Raw genomic sequence first — 22180 nt, 5'->3', positions numbered from 1 at the left:
GCTCACCGTCACCGTTACCGTCAGCGCGGCGCCGCCGGTGCCTGCGACGCAGTCGGCGATTGTTGCGCGACCAGATAGGCGGTGATCGCCGGCACCTCATCGTCGGCGATCGGCGCGCGATAGGCGTCGCGCATCTTTTCGACGATCGCGGTCCATTGCTCCGGCTTCAGCTTCGGCTGGGTCAGCACCATGCCGGCAGAATGGCACGCCAGGCAGCGCTGGTTGACCAAATCGGCGTGCTGGCCGGGCGGGAAGGTCGCCATGTCGTCGGGCAGGTCGACGGCTGTCGAGGTCAGCGTCACGTCGCCATTGCTGATCCCGCTGGCGGGAGCGACGGCAGCGGCGGGTGCCGGCGGCGGCTGATGGCCGCGGCCGCTGATCGCGATCAGCACGAACAGGCTCGCGCCGATCAGGACGACGACGATCGCGGCAAGGGAAGGCGCGCGCATCAGGTCAGCGCCACGGTCACGGGCTCGACGCAATTGCGCATATAGCCGCCGGGATTCCAGTTCGCTTCCATCGGCTGGGTCTCGCCCGCCGCATTGGTGCAGCGGGACATCACCCGCACACGGCCCGGCCGCGGCACGCCGATGCGGGCGGTGAAGCGGCGGAATCCGTAGCGATCATCCTCGCGTCCCAGCGCGGCGGGCTCCCAGGTGCGCCCGCCATTGCCCGAAATCTCGACGCGCGTAACGCCGTGGTCGCCGCCCATCGCGATGCCCTCCACCGGCAGCACCGGGTCATAGCCATAGGTGGCGCCATCGGCGATGCTGGTGATCCAGGATCGCGGGTTCATCCGGTTGATCGGCACGGTCGGGAAATCCTTCGTGCCCGGCGCGACATGCGCGCGCGGCGTGTCGGGGATCTTGTACGCCTTGGCCATCCAATAGCGGTCGTCCGGCGCGGTCAGCACCTCGATCGTGGTCACCGTCTTCATCCAATAGGTCGAATACCAGCCGGGGACGACCAGCCGGACGGGAAAGCCGTTCAGCAGCGGCAGCTGTTCGCCGTTCATCGCGAACGCCAGCATCACTTCGCCGTCGCGCGCATGATCGATCGCCAGCGCCTTTTCGAACGCCGGCGCACCATCGACCAGCGGCTTGTCCAGCGCGCCGACCCGGACCGCGACCGCGCCGCCGCGCACCCCGGCGAGGTCCAGCAGGTGGCGCAGCGAAACGCCCATCCATTTGGCGTTGCCCATCGCGCCGTGGCCCCATTGTGCGCCCGGCACGCGCGGATCGAACAATCCGCGCGAATTGCCCGAACATTGGTTCACCGCCGCCAGCTCGACCCGCGGCATCCGCAGCAATTGCCCGAGCGAGATCGACAGCGGCCGATCGACATGTCCACCAAGCGCGATGCGATACTGGTCGACGTCGATGCTGGTCGGCATGTCGCTCCAATGCCAGCGGACGTAGAAGCGGTCGTTGGGGGTGTAGAGGTTGTTCTGGAACACCTCCATTGGCGTCTCCAGCAGCACGGGGCGCACCCGCTGCAGGATCATCTCGCCCTTTTGCGGGAAGTCGCTGGTCAGCGGCCGGGCGGAATTGCCCCCCGGCAGTCTCAGGTCGATGTCCGCGCCCAGCGCGCGCGCCGCGATCAGCGCCGCGCCGCCGCCCACGCCTGCGGTCAGCAGCCGCCGCCGCGACACGCTGCGCGCTGTTTCGAAATCGAGCCGGTCCACTACATCTTCTCCAGTTCGACGATCGCCACATCGGCGGCGTCACAGGCGCGGCCGAGCGCCTCGTCTACCTCGTCGGTGACCAGATAGTCGATATCGCCAAGGTCGCCGATCCGCACCGGTGCCGGCCGCCCCAGCTTCGAGGAATCGAGCGACAGGATCACTTGTCGCGCCTGTGCGATGATCGTCTGCGACACGCGTACTTCATCGACATCGAAATCCAGGAACGTCCCGTCGCGCTCGATTGCCGATGCACCGATCAGCGCATAATCGACGCGAAAGCTGCGGATGAAATCCATCGCCAGCGCGCCCACCACGGCGCGGTCGCCCGGCCGCACGCGCCCGCCTGCGGCGATCACTTCGATTCCCGGGCTGTCCGCCAGAATGTCGACGACGTTCAGATTGTTGGTGATCACCATCAAGTCGCGCCGGCCGACGAGATGGCGGGCGATCGCCTCGGTGGTCGATCCGATGTTGATGAACAGGCTCGCGCCATCGGGCACGAGCGATGCCGCGGCGGCGCCGATCGCGTCCTTCACGTCGGCCGCGACATGCCGCCGCTCGGCATAGCGCAGATTGTCGACGCCCGACGTCACCACCGCGCCGCCATGCACCCGCGCCAGCATCGACCGGCGCGCCAGCATGTTCAAATCCTTGCGGATCGTCTGCGGGGTGACGCCCAGCTCCTCGGCCAGCGCGTCCACCGAAACGCTGCCGGTATGCCGCGCCGTCTCCAGGATCGCGCGGTGCCGCGCCGCCACTACATCGGCGCCCGCCTGGCTCATGCCTCGCTCATGCCGCGACGGGCGCCGCTTGGCGAAGATAGGCATCCAGCGCCTCGGCCGTCCCGCCGGGAACATGCAGCCCCAGCTTGCTGCGGCGGAACAGCACGTCCTCGCTCGTCCGCGCCCATTCCTGCGCGATGAGGTAGTCGACTTCCGCCTGGTACAGGTCGCCCCCAAACGGCGTGCCCAGATCGCTCACCGTCTGCGCATGGCCCAGCAGGTCATCCGTGCGCGTGCCATAGGCGCGCGCCAGCCGCCGCAACAGCGCCGGTGGCAGGGCAGGGCGGCGCGCCACCAGACCGGCCAGGAAGCGGTCGAAATCGGCGTCCGCCATGTCGCCGCCCGGCAGCACCGCGCCTGCCGTCCAGGCGCCGCTCGCCTGCGGGAAGAACCGCGCCAGTTCCTTCATCGCATGCTCGGCGAGCTTCCGGTATGTGGTGATCTTGCCGCCAAAGATGCTCAGCATCGGCGCGCGGCCCTCGCCGGCATCCAGGTCCAGCACATAGTCGCGCGTGACGGCGGAGGCGTTGGTCGATTTGTCGTCGTACAGCGGGCGGATGCCGGCATAGCTCCACTTGATGTCGCTCTTGCCGACCGGGGTCGCGAAATAGCGGCCGATGGTTTCCAGCAGATAATCGGTTTCGCCTTCGCTGATCGCGGCCTTTCCCGGCTTCTCGCTCCACACTTCGTCCGTCGTGCCGACCAATGTGAATTCATTCTCATAGGGGATGGCGAAGACGATGCGGCGATCGGGGTTCTGCAGCATGAAGGCGTGCGACCCCTCATACAGCCTGGGCACCACGATATGGCTGCCCTTGACCAGCTTCACGCCGCGATCGGTGCGCGCATCGGGCACCCGTCCCAGCACATCGGCCACCCACGGCCCTGCCGCATTGACGATGACGCGCGCAGCAATCTCGCGCGTACCCTGTGCATCGGCGATCGTCGCGATCCAGCCGTCGCCCTCGCGCCGCGCATCGACCAGCCGGGTACCCGTCTCGATCACCGCGCCGCGGGCCGCCGCATCCATCGCGTTAAGCACGACCAGCCGGCTGTCTTCGACCCAGCAGTCGGAATAGATGAATGCCTTGCCCTCGCGCGGGCTCAGCCCTGCGCCGACGGGGGAGGTGGCGAGGTTCACCGTGCGCGTCCCCGGCAGCTTCTCGCGCCCGCCCAGGTGGTCGTACAGGAACAGCCCCAGCCGGACCATCCACGCCGGGCGCGGCGACTGGGTCTGCGGCAGCACGAATTCCAGCGGCCAGATGATGTGCGGCGCCATGTTCAGCAGCCGCTCACGCTCGATCAGCGCCTCGCGCACCAGCCGGAACTCGCCATATTCCAGATAGCGCAGCCCGCCATGGATCAGCTTGGTCGACGCGGACGAGGTATGGCTCGCCAGATCGTCCTGTTCGACCAGCAGCACGGACAGCCCGCGCCCCGCCGCATCGCGCGCGATTCCTGCACCATTGATGCCGCCGCCGACGATCAGCAGGTCCACCGTCCGCATCATATCGCGCTCTCCGATCATCCCGCCCCCATATCCCTCCCGGCTTTCGAATGAAAGCGTTGACGTTCGGACGAAAGTCGCCAAGGTTCGTTTGACGTTTCGTTTGGAGAGGTAGGATGGCGTCCCACATTCTTGTGATCGATCAGGGGACCACCTCGACGCGCAGCGTGCTGTTCGATGCGTCGGCGCGCCGGGTCGCCATCGCGCAGACCGAGTTTCCCCAGCATTATCCGCAGTTCGGCTGGGTCGAACATGATCCGGAGGATATCTGGCGCGACACGCTGGCCACCGCCCGCCAGACGATCGAGGAAAGCGGCGTGTCCGCGCGCGACATCGCCGCGATCGGCATCACCAACCAGCGCGAAACAGCCGTCGTCTGGGACCGCGCCACGGGGGAGCCGATCCACCGCGCGATCGTGTGGCAGGATCGCCGCGGCGCCGATCGTTGCGCGACGCTGCGCGCCGACGGGGCGGAGGATCTGATCCGCGCGCGTACCGGCCTCCTGATCGATCCCTATTTCTCCGCCACCAAGATCGCCTGGATCCTCGACAACGTGCCCGGTGCCCGCGCGCGCGCCGACCGTGGTGAGCTGGCGTTCGGCACGATCGACAGCTTCCTCTTGTGGCGGCTCACTGGCGGCGCGGTCCATGCGACCGACATCACCAACGCCAGCCGCACGATGCTGTTCGACATCCATCGCAGTTGCTGGGATGAGGAGCTTTGCCGCCTGCTCGGCGTGCCGATGGCGATGCTGCCCGACGTGCACGACAATGCGCATGTCTATGGCACCACCGAGACCAGTCTGCTCGGCGCACCGATCCCCATCGCGGGCATGGCGGGGGATCAGCAATCGGCGCTGTTCGGCCAGGCCTGCTTCGATCGCGGCAGCGCCAAATCAACCTATGGCACTGGCTGCTTCATGCTGCTCAACACGGGGAAGCAGGCAGTCACCTCGCAGCATCGCCTGCTCACCACGCCTGCCTATCGGCTCGACGGTGTGACCACCTATGCGCTGGAAGGGTCGATCTTCGTCGCTGGCGCGGCGATCAAATGGCTGCGCGACGGGCTCGGCATCATCACCCATGCCAGCCAGACCAACGACATGGCGACCAAGGTGCCCGACAGCCACGGCGTCTATATGGTGCCCGCCTTCGTCGGCCTCGGCGCGCCGCATTGGGACCCCGCCGCGCGCGGCTCGATTCACGGCCTGACGCTCGACAGCACTGCCGCGCATCTCGCCCGCGCCGCGCTGGAGGCGGTCGCCTATCAGACGCTCGATCTGGCGGAGGCGATGGTCGCCGATGGCGGCAGCCGGCCGGAACGGCTGCGCGTCGACGGTGGCATGGCCGCGAACGACTGGCTGTGCGGCTTCCTCGCCGACCTTACCGGCATGGCGGTGGAGCGGCCCGCCGATCTGGAAACCACCGCGCGCGGCGCTGCCTTCCACGCAGGGCTCGCAACAGGCCTATGGTCGGGGCTCGACGAACTCGCTGGCCTGTGGTCGCCGGAGCGGTTGTTCGAACCGGCGATGACTGAGGAGGCGCGCGCGCCGCTGGTCGCCGGGTGGCGCGATGCGGTGGCGCGTACGCTCAGCGCCGGGGTTCGCCCGGCCTGACGCTATAGCAGCAGCCGGAACACCGCGCCGCCGCCTGGCGCGTCGTGCACTTCCAGCGTGCCGCCATGCGCCACCGCGATCTGCCGCGCCAGGTTCAGCCCGACGCCGGTCCCCTTGGCGCGGGTGGTGAAGAACGGCAGGAACACTTCCTGCCGCAGCTTCTCCGGCACGCCGGGACCATTGTCGGCCACCTCGATCATCACCGTGCCGGCGCTGGCGATCGTCAACGTCACGGCCGGATCCGGGCGATGCTCGCTCGCCGCCTGCGCGGCATTGCGCAGCAGGTTCAGCAGCAATTGCGACAGCAACGCGCGGTCGCCGTGGATCGTCATCGGCGTGCAGGCGACCGCGATCGCCACATCGGGCCATTCGGCGCGGAACAGCCGCGCATGTTCCTCGGCGAATCCCGTCGCAGCGAAGGGGTGGCGAACGACTGACGGTTCGCGCGCCACCACGCGATAGCTGTCGATGAAATGCCCCAGCCCCTGCGTGCGCCGCGCCAGCGTCGTCGCGGCATCACGCGCATCGGCGATCTGCGCGGCGTCGACCCGCTCGTCAGACAGCAGCGCCGCGGTGGTCTGCGCCAGCGACATGACCGGGGTCAGCGAATTCAGGATCTCATGCGTCAGCACGCGGATGATGTCGGTCTGCGCTGCCATCTCCACCGCATCCAGCGTCTCCTGCACCGGCTGCACCACGATCGCGCGGGTCCGCTTGCCCAGCCGGTTCAGTGTCGCTTGCCGCACCAGCGTCCGCTTCGCGCGCCCGTCGAGGTTCAGGATCAGCATTTCCTCGCCCGCCGCCGCCTCATCCGCCAGCCGGTTGGCGAAGGTCGCGCCATAGATCGCATAATCGGCCGGCCGAACGCCGCTGTGGCGGGTGAACAGCGCCCGCGCCGCCTTGTTGCCCGGCGCGACCCGCCCATCGTCGATCGTCAGCAGCGCGACCGGCATGTCGTCGATCAGCGCCTCCAGATAGCGAAGCTCGGCGTCGGTCTGCCCACGCTGGTCGCGCAGCGCGCGGATCGTGTCGTTCAGCGCCGCGCCCAGCCGGCCAAAGCCGGCGCCACCGGTCTCGGGAAAATGCGCTGCGAAATCGCCCAGCCGTACCGCTTCCAGGAACCGCGCCAGCTCGATGTTGGTGCGCGACACGTGCCGCCACAGCGTGATCGCCGCCAGCACCGCGACGCCAATCATCACCACCCTGACCATCAGCAGCGATGGCGTGCGAAACGCCCACACCACCGCCATCAGCGCCAGCATCAGCAGCGACATGCGGAAGATCAGCCCCAGCGTAAAGTGCCGGTCAAATCCCATCGCGGACCGATCGGGGCTCGGTCACAATCCGTGTTTCTCCATCCGGCGGTACAGCGCCGCGCGCGACAGTCCCAGTTCGGACGCGGCGAGCGTGATATTGTAGCCGTGCTTGCGCAGCGCTTCCTCCACCAGCCGGCGTTCGACACGGTCGAGGTTGAGGTCGGCCGGTGCACTGCCCGCCGCGGCCGGACTCGGCCGCAGCTGGGCCGCGTCCAGGCCGAAATCCTCCGGTTCCAGCACCGGATGGGCCGACAGGATCGTCGCCCGTTCGACGGCATGGCGAAGCGCGCGGACGTTGCCGGGCCATTCATGAGCGATCAGCGCCGCCCGCGCCGCCTGGCTCAGTTCGGGCCGCGGCCGGTCGTAGCGCGCGGCATAATGCGCCAGGAAATGCTCGGTCAGCTCGATCACATCCTCGGGCCGCTCGGCCAGCGGCGGCAGCGCGATCTCCACCGTGTTCAGGCGGTACAGCAGGTCCTGGCGGAACACCCGCTCGTCCATCAGCCGCTCGCGCGGCATGTTGGTCGCTGCGATCACGCGGATGTTGACCTTCACCGGGCTGTTCGCCCCGACCGGCGTCACTTGCCGCTGCTCCAGCGCGGTCAGCAACTTGGGCTGAAGGTGGAGCGGGAGATTGCCGATCTCGTCGAGGAACAACGTGCCGCCGTCCGCCGCCTGGATCCGGCCGACCCGATCGGTCCTGGCATCGGTGAAGGCACCCTTCACATGGCCGAACAATTCGCTGTCGATCAGCTCGGTCGCGATCGCCCCCAGGTCGACCGTTTGCAGCACGTGGCCCGCGCGCTGCGACCGCGCGTGAAGTGCGCGCGCGACCACTTCCTTGCCCGTCCCGTTCTGGCCGAGGATCAGTACGTTGGCATCGGTCGGCGCGGCACGCTCGATCAATGACTGTACACGCGCCATCGCCGGCGACTGGCCCAGCAGCGGCGATCCTGACGTTGGCGCCGGCACCGCCCGCGGCGCACCGGCGGCGGCGCGCGACCGGCGCAGCGCCGCGGCGGTGCGCACCGTCGCCAGCAACCGATCGTTCGACCATGGCTTGGGCACGAAATCCGTCGCGCCGCGCTTCATCGCCGCCACGGCGACATGCACGCCGGCATGGGCGGTGATCATCACCACCACCATTTCCGGATCTATGGCGGTCAGCCGGTCGAGCCATGCCAGCCCTTCGCTCGCATCGGTCGCGCCGCGCGCGAAATTGGCGTCGAGCAGGACAACGTCAGGTGTCGCACGCTCGATCTCGGGCAGCACTTCGTCCGGCGCGCGCGCGGTGATGACCTCGCGGAACAACGGCCGCAGCAGCAGGCGCGCGGCAAGCAGAATGTCGTCGTCGTCGTCGACAACGACACAGCGGTCGAATTCCGGGGTCATTCCGTCCACTTTCGTAACGCAACTGTTCGCCGCCGGACAATCAATTCCTGTGCCAGCCGGCGACGGCCGCGTTGCCGCACAGTTGGCACATGCCGTGCAAGGGGGCGGCATGACCAAAGCGCCCCTTTCCCGACCGCTGCTGCTTGTCGCCGCGATTGTCGCGTTCGGCGGATGGGTCAAGCGTCCCGCAGCTCTCACGCCGGGGTATTCGCCCGCCGTCGCGGTAACGGTGCAGACCGCGCACTTCAGCCTGTCGGTCTCACTGTGAATTGTCCGATTTCGAACATCGCTGTGCGGAAGTGGACACGATGAGCGTCCTTCGCCTTCCCCAGGAGCGGGCCGACGGCGCCTCTCCCGTATCAGGCAGCGGCATGGATCGCGTGGTGGCGCGCCGTCGCCTGCCGCGCACGGCCATCGTCGGCGCCGTGCTGGTCGCGCTGCTCGCCGGCGCGCTTCTCTTCTGGTGGTTCGCGCCACGCGCCGGCAGCCAGTCGGTCGCGTCCAGTCGGCTGACGATCGCGACCGTGCAGCGTGGCACCTTTGAGGATTACATTCCGCTGCGCACGCGCGTCACGCCGCTGCTGACGGTCTATATCGATGCGATCGAGGGCGGCCGGGTGGAGGAGGTGCTGGTGGAGGATGGCACCATGCTGGCCAAGGGGCAGCCGATCGCCGTCCTGTCCAATGCCGAGCTTCAGCTCTCGACGCTCGCCCGTCAGACGGAGGTGGAGCAGCAGATCAACAATATGCGCGCGCAGGAACTCAGCCTCGCGCAGACCCGCGTCGCGAATGAACGGGCGGTGCTGGAGGCTGAACTCGCCTTCCAGAAGGCGCAGCGCCTGTATGATCGCGAGGCGCCGCTCGCCGCCCGGGGCTTCGTCGCAGGGCGCCAGTTCGCCGACACGAGCGATCAGCTGCGCTTTGAGCGGCAACGGCTCGCGGTGGTGCGCCGCGGCCGCGCAACCGACGATCGGCTGCAGAACAGTCAGCTGTCGCAGCAGCGCGCCTCCACCGCCTCGCTCGCCGCGGGGCTACAACTGGCGCGCGCCAATCTCGACGCACTCAACCTGCGCGCGCCGGTCGCTGGGCAGCTGTCCGGCTTCTCGATCCAGGTCGGCCAGTCGATGCAGCGCGGGGAGCGGATCGGCCAGATCGACTCGCCCGGCCGCAACAAATTGCAGGCTGGGGTGGACGAATTCTTCCTCGGCCGGGTGGAGGTGGGGCAGGTTGCCCGCATCGACACCGGCGGTCGCCAGCATCGCGCGCGTGTCACGCGGATCCTGCCACAGGTGCAGAACGGACAGTTCCAGATCGAACTGCAGTTCATCGGTGCGGAGCCGGAGCGGCTACAACGCGGCCAGACGGTGCAGGCGCGCCTGACGCTGAGCGATCCGGCGCCCGCCATTCTGGTCCCCTATGGCGCGTTCCTCAACGACACCGGCGGCACCTGGATCTTCGTCGCCGCGCCTGATGGCCGATCGGCCATCCGCCGCAACGTCCGGCTCGGACGCCGCAATGCCGATCATGTCGAGGTGGTCGACGGCCTGTCGCCGGGCGAGCGCGTGATCATTTCCCCCTACACCGGGTTCGCCGACAAGGACGTGCTCGATCTTGCCCAAGGAAAGGACGTTTGATGCTCCGTATGCGCGAGGTGATGCGATTGTACCGGACCGACAGCGTGGAAACGGTCGCGCTGGACGGGATCGATCTCGACATCGCCGATGGCGAATTCGTCGCCATCATGGGGCCGTCGGGTTGCGGCAAATCGACCTTGCTGAACGTCATCGGCCTGCTCGATAGCCCGACCAGCGGCTCCTACATGTTCGACGGGACGGAGGTCGCCGGCCTGCCGGAGGCGAAGCTCGCCGATTTTAGAAAAGCGAACATCGGCTTCATCTTCCAAAGCTTCAATCTGGTCGACGAACTCACCGTGCGCGACAACATCGAACTCGCGCTGCTCTACCACAATGTCTCGGCGAAGGAGCGGCGCGCGCGCGCCGAAACGGTGATGGACCGGGTCGGCATCGCGCATCGCGCCCGCCACCGGCCCAGCCAGCTGTCCGGCGGCCAGCAGCAGCGCGTCGCCGTCGCCCGCGCGCTCATCGCCGCGCCCAAGCTCATCCTCGCGGACGAGCCCACCGGCAACCTCGATACCAATCATGGTGAGGAGGTGATGCGCATGCTTCAGCAGCTCAACGCTGAAGGGTCCACCATCGTCATGGTCACCCACTCGCCGGCGCATGCCGATTACGCCAGCCGCGTCGTCAACATGCTCGACGGACGCGTCCTGCAGGAGCGGCGCCGCGCGGCCTGATCGCGGCGTCTCGACCCTCCACCCCTCGATCGAAGGCGACCGTCGGCCATGTGGCGAAACTATATCACCGTTGCATTCAACGCCTTGGCGAAGAACCGCGTATATTCGATCATCAACCTGCTCGGTCTGGCGATCGGCATGGCGGCGTGTCTGCTGATCCTGGTCTTCATTCGCTATGAGACGAGCTATGATCGCTGGCTGCCGCGCGGTGAGGATACCTACCAGTTCCAGACCTGGAGCCCCAATCCCCGCGATGGCGCGCCATACATGCTGCAAATGGCCAGCTACATCACCGCCGAGCGGCTGAAGAAGGATTTCCCGCAGGTGGAGGCGGTCAGCTACGTGCTCGGCGGCAGCCCGTCGATCACGCGGCAGGGGGAAGTGAGCACCGCCCAAAACTATCTCACCGCCGACAATGACTTCCTGGCGGTGGTGGACCTGCCGATCCTGCGCGGGTCGAAGAATGCGCTGAACGCCCCCGACACCGCGGTGCTGACCCGATCGGAGGCGATCCGCCAGTTCGGCACCGACGATGTCGTCGGCCGCACGCTCAGCCTGATCCAGAAGGGCAAGACCTACGATTACCGCATCAATGCGGTGCTGCACGATCTGCCGAAGAACTCGCACTTGCGCATCAACGCCGTCGTGCGCCGCGACTTCGGCTCCTATTTCACGCAGGAGCCGGATTTCCTGACCTGCTGGCAATGCCAGTCGGGCTGGGTCTATGCCCGACTGAAGCCGGGCACTGATGCCGCGTCACTCAATGCGCAGCTCCCCGCCTGGGAAAAGCGCAACATCGCCGATGAGAATTTGGCCGGCACGCGCTACAATGCCGGTGACGATACCGATTGGGCGCTGGTTCCGGTCGCCGACGTGCACCTTGGCGTCGCGCAGAGCGGAACGATGACACCGGGCAATGATCGCCGCTCGATCGTCACCTTTGCGATCATCGCGCTGCTGATCCTCGCCATGGCGGTGGTGAACTTCACCAATCTGGCGACTGCGCGCGCCGGCCAGCGTGCGCGTGAGGTCGCGCTGCGCAAGGTGCTGGGCGCGACGCGGCGGCAATTGATCGTTCAGTTCGTCGGTGAATCGCTGCTGATCGCGGCGCTGGCGATCGCGATCGCGCTGGCGCTGGGCGAGCTGCTGGTGCGCCCCTTCGCCGCCTTCCTCGATGCCGATCTTCGTTTCAGCTATCTGGGCGCCGACGGTATGCTGTTGCCGGCGCTGGCGCTGATGCTGATCGTCGGCGTACTCGGCGGCCTCTACCCCGCCTTCTTCCTCTCGCGCTTTCAACCCGCGAGCGTGCTGAAGGCGAACAAATCGTCCACCGAAACGCCCGGCACCGGCATGCTGCGCAACATGCTGGTGGTCGCGCAGTTCGCCATCTCGATCGGGCTGATCATCTGCACCGCGATCGTTTATGGTCAGACGGTCTACGCGCGCTCGGTCGATCCCGGCTATCAGCGCGATCACTTGCTCCAGGTCGGCAACATGAGCCGCTACCAATTGGTCGGCCGCGGGGAGCAGATCGCCGAACGGATGAAGCGTATTCCCGGCGTCGTGGCTGCGGGTCGAACCGAGATCGGCGTCGCCACCGACAATACCAACACCACTGGCGTGATGGTCCCGGGCAATCCGCAGCCGGTCGCGCTGGGGCGGTACCGCGTCGATCACGACTTCCGCGATGCGATGGGGCTTCAGATGGTCGCCGGCCGCTGGTTCGATCCCGCACGCCCGATGGATGATCAGACGCTCGCCTTCCCGGAGGATCCGGCGCAGGTGAGGGCGCTGGTCGCGCGCGGCGCGAATGTGGTGGTCAACGAATATGCCGCGCGAAAGCTGGGCGCGGCCGATCCCGCCGCGGTGATCGGCAAGACCTTCCGCATGGCGCTGGGCGAACAATATGGCGACGTGCCGATCACCGTCGTCGGCGTGGTGCGAGATTCCCGTTTTCGGTCGGTGCGCGAGCCGCTCGATCCGATCGTCTTCATCGGCGCACGAGAGGGGCATACGACGATGGTGATCCGCTACAATGGCGATCCCGCCGCCGTCCGTACCGCGGTGGAGCGGGTCTGGCGCGACAGCGCCAGCGACGTGCCGTTCGAAGGACAGTTCAGCGAGGCGATCATCGAGGATCTCTACGATGCGGAGGAGAAGCGCGCGCAGATCTTCGCCGGCTTCGCGGTGCTCGCGGTCGTGATCGCGTGCCTCGGCCTGTTCGGCCTCGCCGCCTTCACCGCCGAACGCCGTACGAAGGAAATCGGCATCCGCAAGGTGCTGGGCGCCCGCACGATCGACATCGTCCGGCTACTGGTATGGCAGTTCAGCCGGCCGGTGCTGATCGCGAACATCATCGCCTGGCCGATCGCCTGGTGGTCGATGCGCGACTGGCTGAACGGCTTCGACACCCGCATGGCGCTGACGCCCGTTCCTTTCCTTGTCGCGGGCGGGCTCGCGCTGGGGATCGCGGTCGTCACCATCGCCGGCCATGCGTTCAAGGTGGCCCGTGCCAACCCGATCCGCGCGCTGCGCTACGAATAGGGAAAGCCGCGCCGCTCCTTGTTCGCTCGTGATCGCCGTGCGATAGGCGCCGCCCCTTCGGCGGGTCACGTCACCAACAAGGAGCTTCGCGTGGACAGCGGCGCCACCGCGCTCGGCCTCGATTTCGGCACCACCAACACCGTCGCCGCTTTGGCCGACGGTTCGGGGGAATCGCATCTCGTCGACTTCGCCGGCGATCGCGCGACCGGCCCGGTGTTCCGCTCGGCGCTATGCTTCTGGGAAGATGAGGACGCCTGGAACGGCATCGCGCATGAGGCGGGGCCATGGGCGATCGGCGAATATCTCGATTCCCCGCTCGACAGCCGCTTCGTGCAATCGTTCAAGACCGTCGCCGCCAGCGCCTCGTTCGAACGCGCGCTGATCTTCGGCAAGCCCTTCCGCTTCGAGGATCTGGGACAGCGTTTCCTGCAGCGCGTTGTGGCGCACAGCGGCGGGCAGCTCGATCAGCGCCCGCGCCGCGTCATCGTCGGCCGGCCGGTGGAATATGCCGGTGCGCGTCCCGATCCGGCGCTGGCACGGCAACGCTATGACGCGATGCTCGACGGCTTCGGCGTCGAACTCCACTATGTCTATGAACCGCTCGGCGCGGCCTACAGCTATGCAGCGCGGCTGACCGATCCGGCGACGATCCTGGTCGCCGATTTCGGCGGCGGTACGACCGACTTCTCGATTGTTCGGGTCGAGGCGCCCGGCGCGCCGCGTCGCTGCGTTCCGCTCGCCTCCGCCGGCATCGGCATCGCCGGCGATCGTTTCGATCAGCGTATCGTCAACCAGCTGCTGCTGCCGCTGCTGGGAAAGGGCGGCAGCTATCGCTCCTTCGGCAAGATACTCGACATTCCGGGCGGCTATTTCGCCGACTTCGCCGATTGGTCGCGGCTCGCGATGATGCGCAACCGCCGCACGCTGGAAGGGCTTCGGCGGTTGCAGCGCGACGCACTCGATCCGGCACCGATCGGCCGGATGATCGCGCTGATCGAAAACGAGCAGGGCTTCCCGCTCTACGATGCCGTGGGCCGCGTAAAGCGGGCGCTGTCGCAAGGGGAGGAGGCGGAATTCCGCTTCGAGGGCGGCGGAGTCGCCCTGCGCGCGCCCGTCACGCGCCACGCCTTCGAACAATGGATTGCGGATGATCTGCGCCGGATCGAGGCTGCGATGGACAATGCGCTGGAACGCGCGGGCCGGGACACGGCATCGATCGACCGCGTGTTCCTGACCGGGGGATCGTCGCTCATCCCCGCGATCCGCGCGATCTTCGACCGGCGCTTCGGCACTGAACGGATCGCGACCGGCGGCGAACTCACCTCGATCGCACACGGCCTGGCGCTGATCGGGGAGCAGCCCGACCTCAGCGACTGGACGGCCTAACGACAAGGGCCCGGCCGCAGCCATTCTGCGACCGGGCCCTGTGGTGATGCGCGGCGGGCGATCGCTGACCGCCCGCCGCCTGTCCGATCAGAAGCGGATGCGTCCACCGATCGTGATGTACCGCCCGATCGTGTCGTACAGCAGCGGATCGACCACGCGCGACGTGCCGAGCGAGATGTTGTTCGTGTCCGACGGCGGCGGATCCTTGTCGAACAAGTTGTTGATCGACAGGAACAGTTCCGGCTTGGCGTTGCCGGCTTCGATCTGCTGGCGGATCGTGAGGTTGGTGTAGAACACCGCCGGCACATGATCCTGGTCGACCGTCACCGGCGGGATCACGCGGCGGTGTGCGCCGATGAACCGCTCCTGGATCGCGATGGTGGTGCCACCTGACGTGTAGGTCGCCTGCAGGTTCGCGCGCCAGCTCGGGAAGGAGCCGGTGCCCGCATATTGCACCGCCGCCACGCCGCGCGCTTCCTGCGTGTAATTGTCGAGATAGGTGGCGATACCGCGCAGGCTCAGCTGGCCGCCGGCGAAGCGCGTCTGGTAGCTCGCGTCGAAATCGACGCCAGAAATGTCCACCGTCGCGATGTTCAGCGCGATGCCGTTGACGTCGGTCAGCCGCCCATCGGCGCCGCGCACGGTCAGCGCGCACAGCCCCTGGTCACCCGCGAAGCACTGGTTGACCAGCTGCTGTGCCGACAGTGTCTGGATCGCGTCGTCGATCTTGATCTTGTAGTAATCGACCGAGAAGCCCAGCCCCGGCAGGAAATCGGAGCGATAGGATACGCCGGCCGCGATCGTCTTCGCGCGCTCGGGCAGCAGGTCGGGGTTGCTGCCGGTGAAGGTGAACACGTTCTGCGTCACCAGATTGTTGTTGAACGGGTCGACGATCGCCACGACGTTGCGCGACCGCGGCCCGAACAGGTCGCCGATATTGGGTGCGCGGATATCCTGCGAATAGGTGCCGCGCAGGCGCAGGCCGGACAGCACTTCGCTCGTCAGGCCCAGCTTCCACGTCGTCACGCCGCCGCTGGTGCTGTAGTCGGTGCGACGGATCGCGCCGTTGAAGTCGATCGACTTCAGGAAGCTTTCACCGCGGAACAGCGGCACCAGCACTTCGCCGAACACTTCCTTCACATTGTATCCACCGCCCGACGGCTGCGGATTGGTGGCGTTGAACCCGATCACCTGGGAAATCGGATCGACCGTGATGGTGCCCGACATGTCGCGATATTCGGCGCCCACTGCGGCGGCCACGTCACCCGCCCAGGTGGAGAACAGATTGCCACGCGCGGTCAGCGCTACGACGTCCTGCTTGGCGACCGACCGGGCGAACCCGGCACCCTGCTGATAGGCGCGCTGCTCTGCCGTCATCGGCGTCTGGCCGAACGGGTTCCACGGCACGCAGCCATTGTTCGGGTTCGTCAGCGACGAACGGCACACGATCTGGCCGGTTGCGGGATTGACCACCGCGTCGGCCGCCAGCCGCGTGTTGGCGTTGATCCGCTGGTTGCTGGTTTCCAGCAGGTAGCGTGATTCACCATGCTCATAATAACCATCGATGGTGAACTGGCCGACGGTCGCCTTGAACCCGGCCGTCAGGTTCAGCGTCTTGGTCGTGTTGGTCACCCGGTTCTGGCCAAAGGTCATGTCGACCTTGCCCAGCTCGATCGCGCTATAGCCGTTGGCGGCCATCGCGTTGCGCAAATTGGCGGGAAGGTAGGCGTTATCCGCCTGGACCACCAACGCCGCGGTGCCGATGAAGAACGGCGCCAGCAGCGGATATTCGCTGCGCGAATAGCCATAAGCCCCCTCGGCAAAGACCGAGAAATTGTTGCTGAACTCATATTCGGCATGGCCGAAGATGTTCTTGGCGTTCAGCTCGGACACGATCGCCGCCGGATAGCGCGGGCCGTCGCCGCCCACCTCGACGGTGCCGGTGAACAGCTCGCCATGGCGATAGGCGGATTGCGAACCATCCGCGCCGAACTGGATATCGCGCAGCGGCCCGGTGGTGACTCGCGTCCCGCCGCGGCGCATGCCGGTGATCAGGCCGCCATAGGTTGCCGCCGCCAGATTGACGTTCTCGCGCAGCAGCAACTGCGGCTGGCCGGCCTGGCCCGACAGCGGGTTGGGCACCATCGCCCAGCCCCGATTGGCCCATTCGCGCGCGCGGCCGTCGACCGGCGCCTGTTCGTTGATCGATCCGCTGATGACGATGCTGCCCCGATCGTCGTCGAAGCCGAATCCGGCGGATGCTTCCGCCGCCCAGCTATGCCCGTCGCCATGGGTCGAGATGCCGTTGCGCAGTTCGCCCATCACGCCGCGGAACTTGGTGTCGAGCACGAAATTGACGACGCCGGCGACCGCGTCGGATCCATAGGCCGCGGATGCGCCGCCGGTGACGATGTCGACGCGCTTGATCAGCTGTTGCGGGAACATCGAAATGTCCGCCGTGCCGGTCACGCCCGATGCCGGGGGACGGCGCCCGTCCAGCAGCACCAGCGTGCGGGTTATACCCAGGTTGCGCAGATTGGCGGTGCTCGACGTGCTCGATACCGAGCCGCCCGGTGTGAAGCTGGGGGTGGAGGGGCCGGTCGATCCGGTCAGCTGCGGCAACTGGCGCAGCGCTTCGGTCAGGTTCGGCGCGGCGTTGCGCAGATCCTGGCTGCCGACGACGGTGATTGGCGTCGGCGCTTGGTAGCCGTTGCTGACGACGCGCGATCCGGTGACGATGATGTCACCGTCAGTGGAAGAGGCGGAATTGGGCGCGGCCGCCGGTGCGGGCTCCAGCGTCTCGGTCTGCGACTGGCCGGGGGTGCCGGCTGGCGCCGTGCCCGCGACGGCATCGTCCGGCACGGTGCCCAGGCCAGTTGGTGCGCTCTGCGCCGCCGCGGTGGTCGCGCTGATGGCGATGATGGAGCAGCACGCCAGCATGTTGATGAGCTTCACAGACTTCCCTCTCCCTTGCACGCATCCCCCGCCATCCTGTCCCTGCCGCGATCCGTTTGCTCGGATGTCGCTGACGGGGGATGGCCGCGGACTTGACTGCCGCTCTCTTTAACGGGCGGACAACGACATGTTTAATGCTCTTTCACACGCTTCTTTACAAGCGTGAAAAATGAAGTCTATCCAGGAACGGCAAGGGATCATGTGCAAATGCGGGGCGGTGGAATGACTTACAATCGGGCTGCTGGCCAAAGTTCGCCGGAAGGCGGCCGGACGATCCCGGTTTTCCGCCATTGATGGGCCAGGAACAGGCCATCACTGATCGTGCAACGGCCGGCGCCGCGGCCCGGTTGGGTGCGTCTGCCCGCGATATCCTGCTCGATGCCGCGCGCGATCTGATGATCGAAGGCGGCAGCAGCGACGTGTCGCTTCACGCTATCGCTCGCCGCGCCGGCGTCACCGCGCCGCTCGTAAAATACTATTTCGGCAGCAAGGAAGGCCTGCTCACCGCACTGGTGGAGGCCGATACCAGCCGCTCCTTGTCGCAGCTTCAGGAACTGCTCGCCCTGGACGTTTCCGCCACGCAGAAACTGACGCTCCACGTCACGGGAATCATCCGCAATTACGCCCGCCACCCCTATCTCAACGGCCTGCTCAACCGCCTCGTGCGTGATGCGGGCACCGAGGCATCGGAGCGGATCAAGGCCAATTTTGTTGAGCCGCTGATCCACGCCCAGCGCCGCATTATCGAGGAGGGGATCGCCGCCGGCGAGTTTCGCGCGATCGATCCCGACCATGCCTATTTCCTGATCGTCGGTGCCTGCCAGTATCTCTTCGGCACCCGCGTCCCCTTCCGCGATCTGATGAACGGCGCGCCCTCTCAGGACACGTTCGTGCGCACCTTTACGGCGGAGGCGGTCGACTTCGTCCTGCGCGCCCTGCGAGCAAAGCCATAGCCATGCATCCCCGCCATTTTTCCGCGCAAACCCCTGACAAGCCAGCCTATATCATGGCGGGCAGCGGTGAGGTCGTCACCTATGCCCAGCTGGAGGACCGAGCCAATCAGGTCGCTCATTGGCTGCGCGATCAAGGTGTGCGGGCGGGCGACGTCGTCGCGCTCATGGCGGAGAATCACCCGCGGCTGTACGAATTTATCTGGGGGGCGCAGCGGATCGGCGTTCACTATCTCCTGATCGCCACTGCCCTGACCGCCAGCGAGGTCGACTACATCCTGCGCGATTCGAACGCCGCCATCGCAATCCTGTCAGCGCAGGTGCTCAATCGTCTTGATCATCCTCCCTTCCCCTGCCGCACGGCCACCCTCGACGATGATCTGATCGCGACGATCCGCCACTATCCGGCCGCGCCCGTCAGCGACGAAGCGCCGGGGACGGACATGCTGTATTCGTCGGGTACCACCGGCTTTCCCAACGGGATCAAGTCGCCCCTGCCGGTGGGGTTTGAGCAGCCAACGCGCGCCGTGGAGATCGGCAGCCGGTACTTCGGCTACGCGCAGGACAGCGTCTATCTGTGTCCCGCGCCGCTCTATCACGCCGCGCCGCTACGATGGAGCCTCGCGGTGCATCGTCTCGGCGGGACGGTCATCCTCATGGAGAAGTTCGATGCCGCCGCGGCGCTCGCCGCCATTGCACGGCACCGGGTCACCATCGCTCAGCTGGTGCCGACGCACCTTGCGCGCATGCTCGCCCTCCCGGCGGCGGAACGCGCTGCGCATGACCTGTCGTCATTGCGATCGGTATTCCATGCCGGCGCGCCATGCCCCGTTTACCTGAAATATCAGGCGATTGACTGGCTTGGGCCGATTGTCGGCGAATTCTACAGCGGGACCGAAGGGGTGGGGCTGACCGTCGCGACCTGCGACGACTGGCTCGCCCATCCGGGCACCGTCGGCCGCGCCGTTCAGGGCGAGCTCCGCATCTGCGATGAGGATGGGGAAGCGCTCCCGATCGGAGAGGAAGGGCTGGTGCGCTTCGCCAATCCCAATCCCTTCGCCTATCACAACGATCCCGATCGCACCGCCGCGGCGTACAACCAACATGGCTGGCCGACGCTCGGCGACATCGGGCGCATCGATGCCGACGGCTTTTTGTACCTGACCGATCGCGCCAACTTCATGATCATCTCCGGCGGCGTGAACATCTATCCGCAGGAAGTGGAGAACCGGCTAGTCGAGCATGCGCAGGTCGCCGACGCCGCGGTAATCGGCCTGCCAGACGCCGAAATGGGCGAGCGCGTCGTCGCCCTGGTCGAGCCGCGCTCCTGGCCGATCGCGGACCCGGCAGCATTCGCGCGCGCGCTTGATGGGTTTCTGCGAGAGGGGCTCAGCCCTGTGAAGGTGCCTCGCCGCTATGTGTTTCGCCAAACTCTGGAGCGAACCGACGCGGGCAAGCTGGTGAAGCGGCGCCTGCGCGATGCCTTGCTTGCCGAAGATGCAGGAGCCGTAACGGTATGAGCGATGTAGCCACAATAGAGCGACCCGGCACCCACCCCGAACCCGCAGCGTCATCGGTCGCCTCCGCGACCGCGGCAGATGCCGCATCCTTTCCGCTGCCCAGCACCGCCGCCGCCCAATATTCGGTGTTGCTGCTGACCGTCATCTACATGCTGAACTTCGTGGATCGGCAGATCGTCAACATCCTGGCGGAACCGATCAAACGGGATCTGGGCCTTGCCGACTGGCAGCTTGGGGCAATGACCGGCCTCGGCTTTGCCATGCTGTACACGACGCTTGGCATCCCGATGGCACGTCTCGCCGAGCGGTACCATCGCGGGCGCATCATCGCTGGATGTCTCGTCGTATGGAGCGGCTTTACGGTCGCGTGCGGCCTTACCACGACGTTCGCGCAGATTCTGTTTGCGCGTATTGGCGTTGGCGTCGGAGAGGCCGGCTGCACGCCCTCTGCACAATCGCTCATCGCGGATAGCGTCCCCGCCAACAAGCGCGCATCGGCGCTTGGCACCTTCTCGATGGGTGTGCCGATCGGCTCTTTGGCGGGCCTGATGATCGGCGGCCTCATTGCGCAAAGCTACGGCTGGCGCGCGGCATTCCTCGTGGCCGGTGCGCCGGGCATCCTCCTGGGCGTGATCGCCTTTGCTACGTTACGTGACCCGCGACCGGCGGGCACGGCGAAGGACCGGGCTACCCTGCTGCCGCTCAGCGCCGTGCTGGCGCAATTGCGGCGTCAGCCGGCCTTCTGGTGGCTGGCGGCCGGCTCTGCGATCACGTCCTTTGTCGGCTATGGGCAGCAGGCGTTCTACGTATCCTTCTTCCTGCGCAACTATACGCCGGAACTCACCGCGGCGGCGCAGGCGATCGGTTTCGCAGGTCCTTTGGCATTCATCGGCGTCGCGCTCGGCATCGTTCTTGGCGTCTCCGGGGGCCTCGGAACGCTGATCGGCGGCCGACTGGGTGACCGCTATGTCGCTCGGGGGCCAGGCGGCTACGGCATGGTGGCAGCAGTATCGATGCTGCTCGCCGGTCCCTTGCTGGCAGCGGTCTTCTTTCTGGGCAGCGGGCTGACCATCCTTGCGCTGCTGACACTCCCCCTGTTCCTCAAGAACATGTGGTTCGGGCCAGTGTTCGCGGCAATTCAGGGAATGATCGCGCAACGGTCGCGTGCGACGGCGACGGCGGTTTTCCTGTTTGTCCTTAATGCCGGAGGGCTGGGCCTCGGCGCCCTGCTCACCGGTCTGATCAGTGACCTGTTTGCCACCAGTTATGGCGAGGCGGAGGGCGTCCGCTATGCGCTCGCGGCCACGTCACTGATCTCTTTCCTTTCGGCGGCATGTTTCTGGCGTGCCGCGGTCGTGATGCGCCGCGAGGCCGCGAGCGCATGATTTCGCACATTCTCTGAAGGGAGTTCCGAATGCAGATTACCGCCGATACTGCCGCCGTCGTGACGGGCGGCGCTTCCGGCCTCGGCCGGGCGAGCGCCGAAGCACTCGCTGCCGCCGGCGTCAAAGTCGCCATTTTCGACCTGAACGAGGAAGCCGGGCAGGAGGTCGCGCAGGCGTTCGGCGGCATGTTCTGCCACGTCAACATCATGAGCGAGGAGTCGGTGCTGGCCGGCCTTGAGAAGGCACGTGCGGCGCACGGACAGGAGCGGATCCTCGTTCACTGCGCGATGGCGAACCGCAAGGGGAAGACCGTCGGGCGCAACAAGCAGACCGGGGAGTTCACTCGCTTCTCGACCGAGGATTTCGCCTTTGCGACGGACGGCATCCTCATCTCCAGCTACCGTATGGCGTCGCTGTCGGCGTTCGGCATGGCCGGCCTCGACCCGCTCGAGGATGGCGAGCGTGGCACAATCATCATGACGTCGTCGGTGGCCGCTCAGGACGCGCAGATCGGCCAGGTCGCTTATGGCGCCGGAAAGTCCGGCGTAAACGGCATGGTGCTGCCGATGGCGCGGGACCTCATGGACCTCGGCATCCGCGTCAACGCGATCATGCCGGGCATCTTCGGCACGCCGTTGCTGGGCAAGCTGCCCCAGCAAGTGTTCGATAACCTCAATGCCTCGGTGCCGTTCCCCAAGCGGCTCGGCAAGCCTGAGGAATATGCCTCGCTGGTTCTCGAACTGGTGCGCAATGCCTATTTCAACGGCCAGTCGATCCGCCTCGACGGTGCGATCCGGATGGCGCCGCGCTGACGCGCATGGCCCTGCGG

Annotated in this window: 17 protein-coding genes; 10 read left to right on the top strand and 7 right to left on the bottom strand. The window is 66.7% G+C overall.

What is annotated here, in order from left to right:
- Window positions 1-20: 20 nt before the first annotated feature.
- Genes K0S66_RS03705 through K0S66_RS03690 form a run of 4 tightly spaced genes read right to left on the bottom strand, consistent with a single transcriptional unit; the run spans window position 21 to window position 3976 of the window.
- Window positions 21-449: a cytochrome c gene (locus tag K0S66_RS03705; RefSeq protein WP_301073765.1), complete on the bottom strand. Its 429-nt coding sequence runs from the start codon at window positions 447-449 to the stop codon at window positions 21-23.
- On the bottom strand, window positions 449-1684 hold the full coding sequence (locus tag K0S66_RS03700; RefSeq protein WP_301073764.1) for a molybdopterin-dependent oxidoreductase: 1236 nt from the start codon (window positions 1682-1684) through the stop codon (window positions 449-451). The genes K0S66_RS03705 and K0S66_RS03700 overlap by 1 nt, the downstream gene beginning before the upstream one ends.
- Complete coding sequence (locus K0S66_RS03695; protein ID WP_301073763.1) at window positions 1684-2466, bottom strand: DeoR/GlpR family DNA-binding transcription regulator; 783 nt, start codon at window positions 2464-2466, stop codon at window positions 1684-1686. The genes K0S66_RS03700 and K0S66_RS03695 overlap by 1 nt, the downstream gene beginning before the upstream one ends.
- Before the next feature lie 7 nt (window positions 2467-2473).
- A complete protein-coding gene (locus K0S66_RS03690) occupies window positions 2474-3976 on the bottom strand; it encodes a glycerol-3-phosphate dehydrogenase (protein WP_301073762.1) in 1503 nt (500 codons plus the stop codon).
- Between the two features lie 113 nt (window positions 3977-4089).
- Here K0S66_RS03690 and glpK point away from each other — a divergent pair, with 113 nt between their 5' ends.
- Entirely contained in the window at window positions 4090-5589 is a 1500-nt protein-coding gene (gene glpK, locus K0S66_RS03685) for a glycerol kinase GlpK (protein WP_301073761.1), read from the top strand.
- A 2-nt stretch (window positions 5590-5591) separates the two neighbouring features.
- Here the strand turns inward: glpK and K0S66_RS03680 are convergent, their stop codons facing one another.
- On the bottom strand, window positions 5592-6905 hold the full coding sequence (locus K0S66_RS03680; RefSeq protein WP_301073760.1) for an ATP-binding protein: 1314 nt from the start codon (window positions 6903-6905) through the stop codon (window positions 5592-5594).
- A 21-nt stretch (window positions 6906-6926) separates the two neighbouring features.
- Window positions 6927-8297, bottom strand: coding sequence for a sigma-54 dependent transcriptional regulator (locus tag K0S66_RS03675; protein WP_301073759.1), 1371 nt, complete (start codon window positions 8295-8297; stop codon window positions 6927-6929).
- A gap of 109 nt (window positions 8298-8406) precedes the next feature.
- Here K0S66_RS03675 and K0S66_RS03670 point away from each other — a divergent pair, with 109 nt between their 5' ends.
- From K0S66_RS03670 to K0S66_RS03650, 5 genes are all read left to right on the top strand, one after another.
- Entirely contained in the window at window positions 8407-8565 is a 159-nt protein-coding gene (locus K0S66_RS03670; protein ID WP_301073758.1) for a hypothetical protein, read from the top strand.
- A gap of 40 nt (window positions 8566-8605) precedes the next feature.
- On the top strand, window positions 8606-9931 hold the full coding sequence (locus K0S66_RS03665) for an efflux RND transporter periplasmic adaptor subunit (protein WP_301073757.1): 1326 nt from the start codon (window positions 8606-8608) through the stop codon (window positions 9929-9931).
- A complete protein-coding gene (locus K0S66_RS03660) occupies window positions 9931-10611 on the top strand; it encodes an ABC transporter ATP-binding protein (protein ID WP_301073756.1) in 681 nt (226 codons plus the stop codon). Before K0S66_RS03665 ends, K0S66_RS03660 begins: the two co-directional genes overlap by 1 nt.
- 48 nt (window positions 10612-10659) lie before the next feature.
- Window positions 10660-13155: an ABC transporter permease gene (locus K0S66_RS03655; RefSeq protein WP_301073755.1), complete on the top strand. Its 2496-nt coding sequence runs from the start codon at window positions 10660-10662 to the stop codon at window positions 13153-13155.
- A gap of 90 nt (window positions 13156-13245) precedes the next feature.
- Complete coding sequence (locus K0S66_RS03650; protein ID WP_301073754.1) at window positions 13246-14541, top strand: Hsp70 family protein; 1296 nt, start codon at window positions 13246-13248, stop codon at window positions 14539-14541.
- Between the two features lie 87 nt (window positions 14542-14628).
- Here K0S66_RS03650 and K0S66_RS03645 read toward each other — a convergent pair whose 3' ends face one another.
- On the bottom strand, window positions 14629-17496 hold the full coding sequence (locus tag K0S66_RS03645) for a TonB-dependent receptor (protein WP_301073753.1): 2868 nt from the start codon (window positions 17494-17496) through the stop codon (window positions 14629-14631).
- Between the two features lie 293 nt (window positions 17497-17789).
- Here K0S66_RS03645 and K0S66_RS03640 point away from each other — a divergent pair, with 293 nt between their 5' ends.
- Genes K0S66_RS03640 through K0S66_RS03625 form a run of 4 tightly spaced genes read left to right on the top strand, consistent with a single transcriptional unit; the run spans window position 17790 to window position 22163 of the window.
- Window positions 17790-18449 carry a TetR family transcriptional regulator gene (locus tag K0S66_RS03640; RefSeq protein WP_301073752.1) on the top strand — a complete coding sequence of 220 codons (660 nt, stop codon included), beginning with the start codon at window positions 17790-17792 and terminating at the stop codon, window positions 18447-18449.
- Between the two features lie 2 nt (window positions 18450-18451).
- Complete coding sequence (locus K0S66_RS03635; RefSeq protein ID WP_301073751.1) at window positions 18452-19966, top strand: AMP-binding protein; 1515 nt, start codon at window positions 18452-18454, stop codon at window positions 19964-19966.
- Window positions 19963-21351 carry an MFS transporter gene (locus K0S66_RS03630; protein ID WP_301073750.1) on the top strand — a complete coding sequence of 463 codons (1389 nt, stop codon included), beginning with the start codon at window positions 19963-19965 and terminating at the stop codon, window positions 21349-21351. Before K0S66_RS03635 ends, K0S66_RS03630 begins: the two co-directional genes overlap by 4 nt.
- 29 nt (window positions 21352-21380) lie before the next feature.
- On the top strand, window positions 21381-22163 hold the full coding sequence (locus K0S66_RS03625; protein WP_301073749.1) for an SDR family oxidoreductase: 783 nt from the start codon (window positions 21381-21383) through the stop codon (window positions 22161-22163).
- Window positions 22164-22180 lie beyond the last annotated feature (17 nt).

The sequence above is a fragment of the Sphingomonas sp. genome (genome assembly GCF_029239295.1).
GTDB lineage: Bacteria > Pseudomonadota > Alphaproteobacteria > Sphingomonadales > Sphingomonadaceae > Sphingomonas.
The sequence above is the reverse complement of the archived record's forward strand: the minus strand, read 5'-3'. Positions and strand labels throughout refer to the sequence as shown.

Coding starts and splice junctions, on each gene's coding strand:
- K0S66_RS03705 (WP_301073765.1), bottom strand. CDS start 449: ATGCGCGCGCCTTCCCTTGCCGCGATCGTCGTCGTCCTGATCGGCGCG.
- K0S66_RS03695 (WP_301073763.1), bottom strand. CDS start 2,466: ATGAGCCAGGCGGGCGCCGATGTAGTGGCGGCGCGGCACCGCGCGATC.
- K0S66_RS03690 (WP_301073762.1), bottom strand. CDS start 3,976: ATGATGCGGACGGTGGACCTGCTGATCGTCGGCGGCGGCATCAATGGT.
- glpK (WP_301073761.1), top strand. CDS start 4,090: ATGGCGTCCCACATTCTTGTGATCGATCAGGGGACCACCTCGACGCGC.
- K0S66_RS03680 (WP_301073760.1), bottom strand. CDS start 6,905: ATGGGATTTGACCGGCACTTTACGCTGGGGCTGATCTTCCGCATGTCG.
- K0S66_RS03675 (WP_301073759.1), bottom strand. CDS start 8,297: ATGACCCCGGAATTCGACCGCTGTGTCGTTGTCGACGACGACGACGAC.
- K0S66_RS03670 (WP_301073758.1), top strand. CDS start 8,407: ATGACCAAAGCGCCCCTTTCCCGACCGCTGCTGCTTGTCGCCGCGATT.
- K0S66_RS03665 (WP_301073757.1), top strand. CDS start 8,606: ATGAGCGTCCTTCGCCTTCCCCAGGAGCGGGCCGACGGCGCCTCTCCC.
- K0S66_RS03660 (WP_301073756.1), top strand. CDS start 9,931: ATGCTCCGTATGCGCGAGGTGATGCGATTGTACCGGACCGACAGCGTG.
- K0S66_RS03655 (WP_301073755.1), top strand. CDS start 10,660: ATGTGGCGAAACTATATCACCGTTGCATTCAACGCCTTGGCGAAGAAC.
- K0S66_RS03640 (WP_301073752.1), top strand. CDS start 17,790: ATGGGCCAGGAACAGGCCATCACTGATCGTGCAACGGCCGGCGCCGCG.
- K0S66_RS03635 (WP_301073751.1), top strand. CDS start 18,452: ATGCATCCCCGCCATTTTTCCGCGCAAACCCCTGACAAGCCAGCCTAT.
- K0S66_RS03630 (WP_301073750.1), top strand. CDS start 19,963: ATGAGCGATGTAGCCACAATAGAGCGACCCGGCACCCACCCCGAACCC.
- K0S66_RS03625 (WP_301073749.1), top strand. CDS start 21,381: ATGCAGATTACCGCCGATACTGCCGCCGTCGTGACGGGCGGCGCTTCC.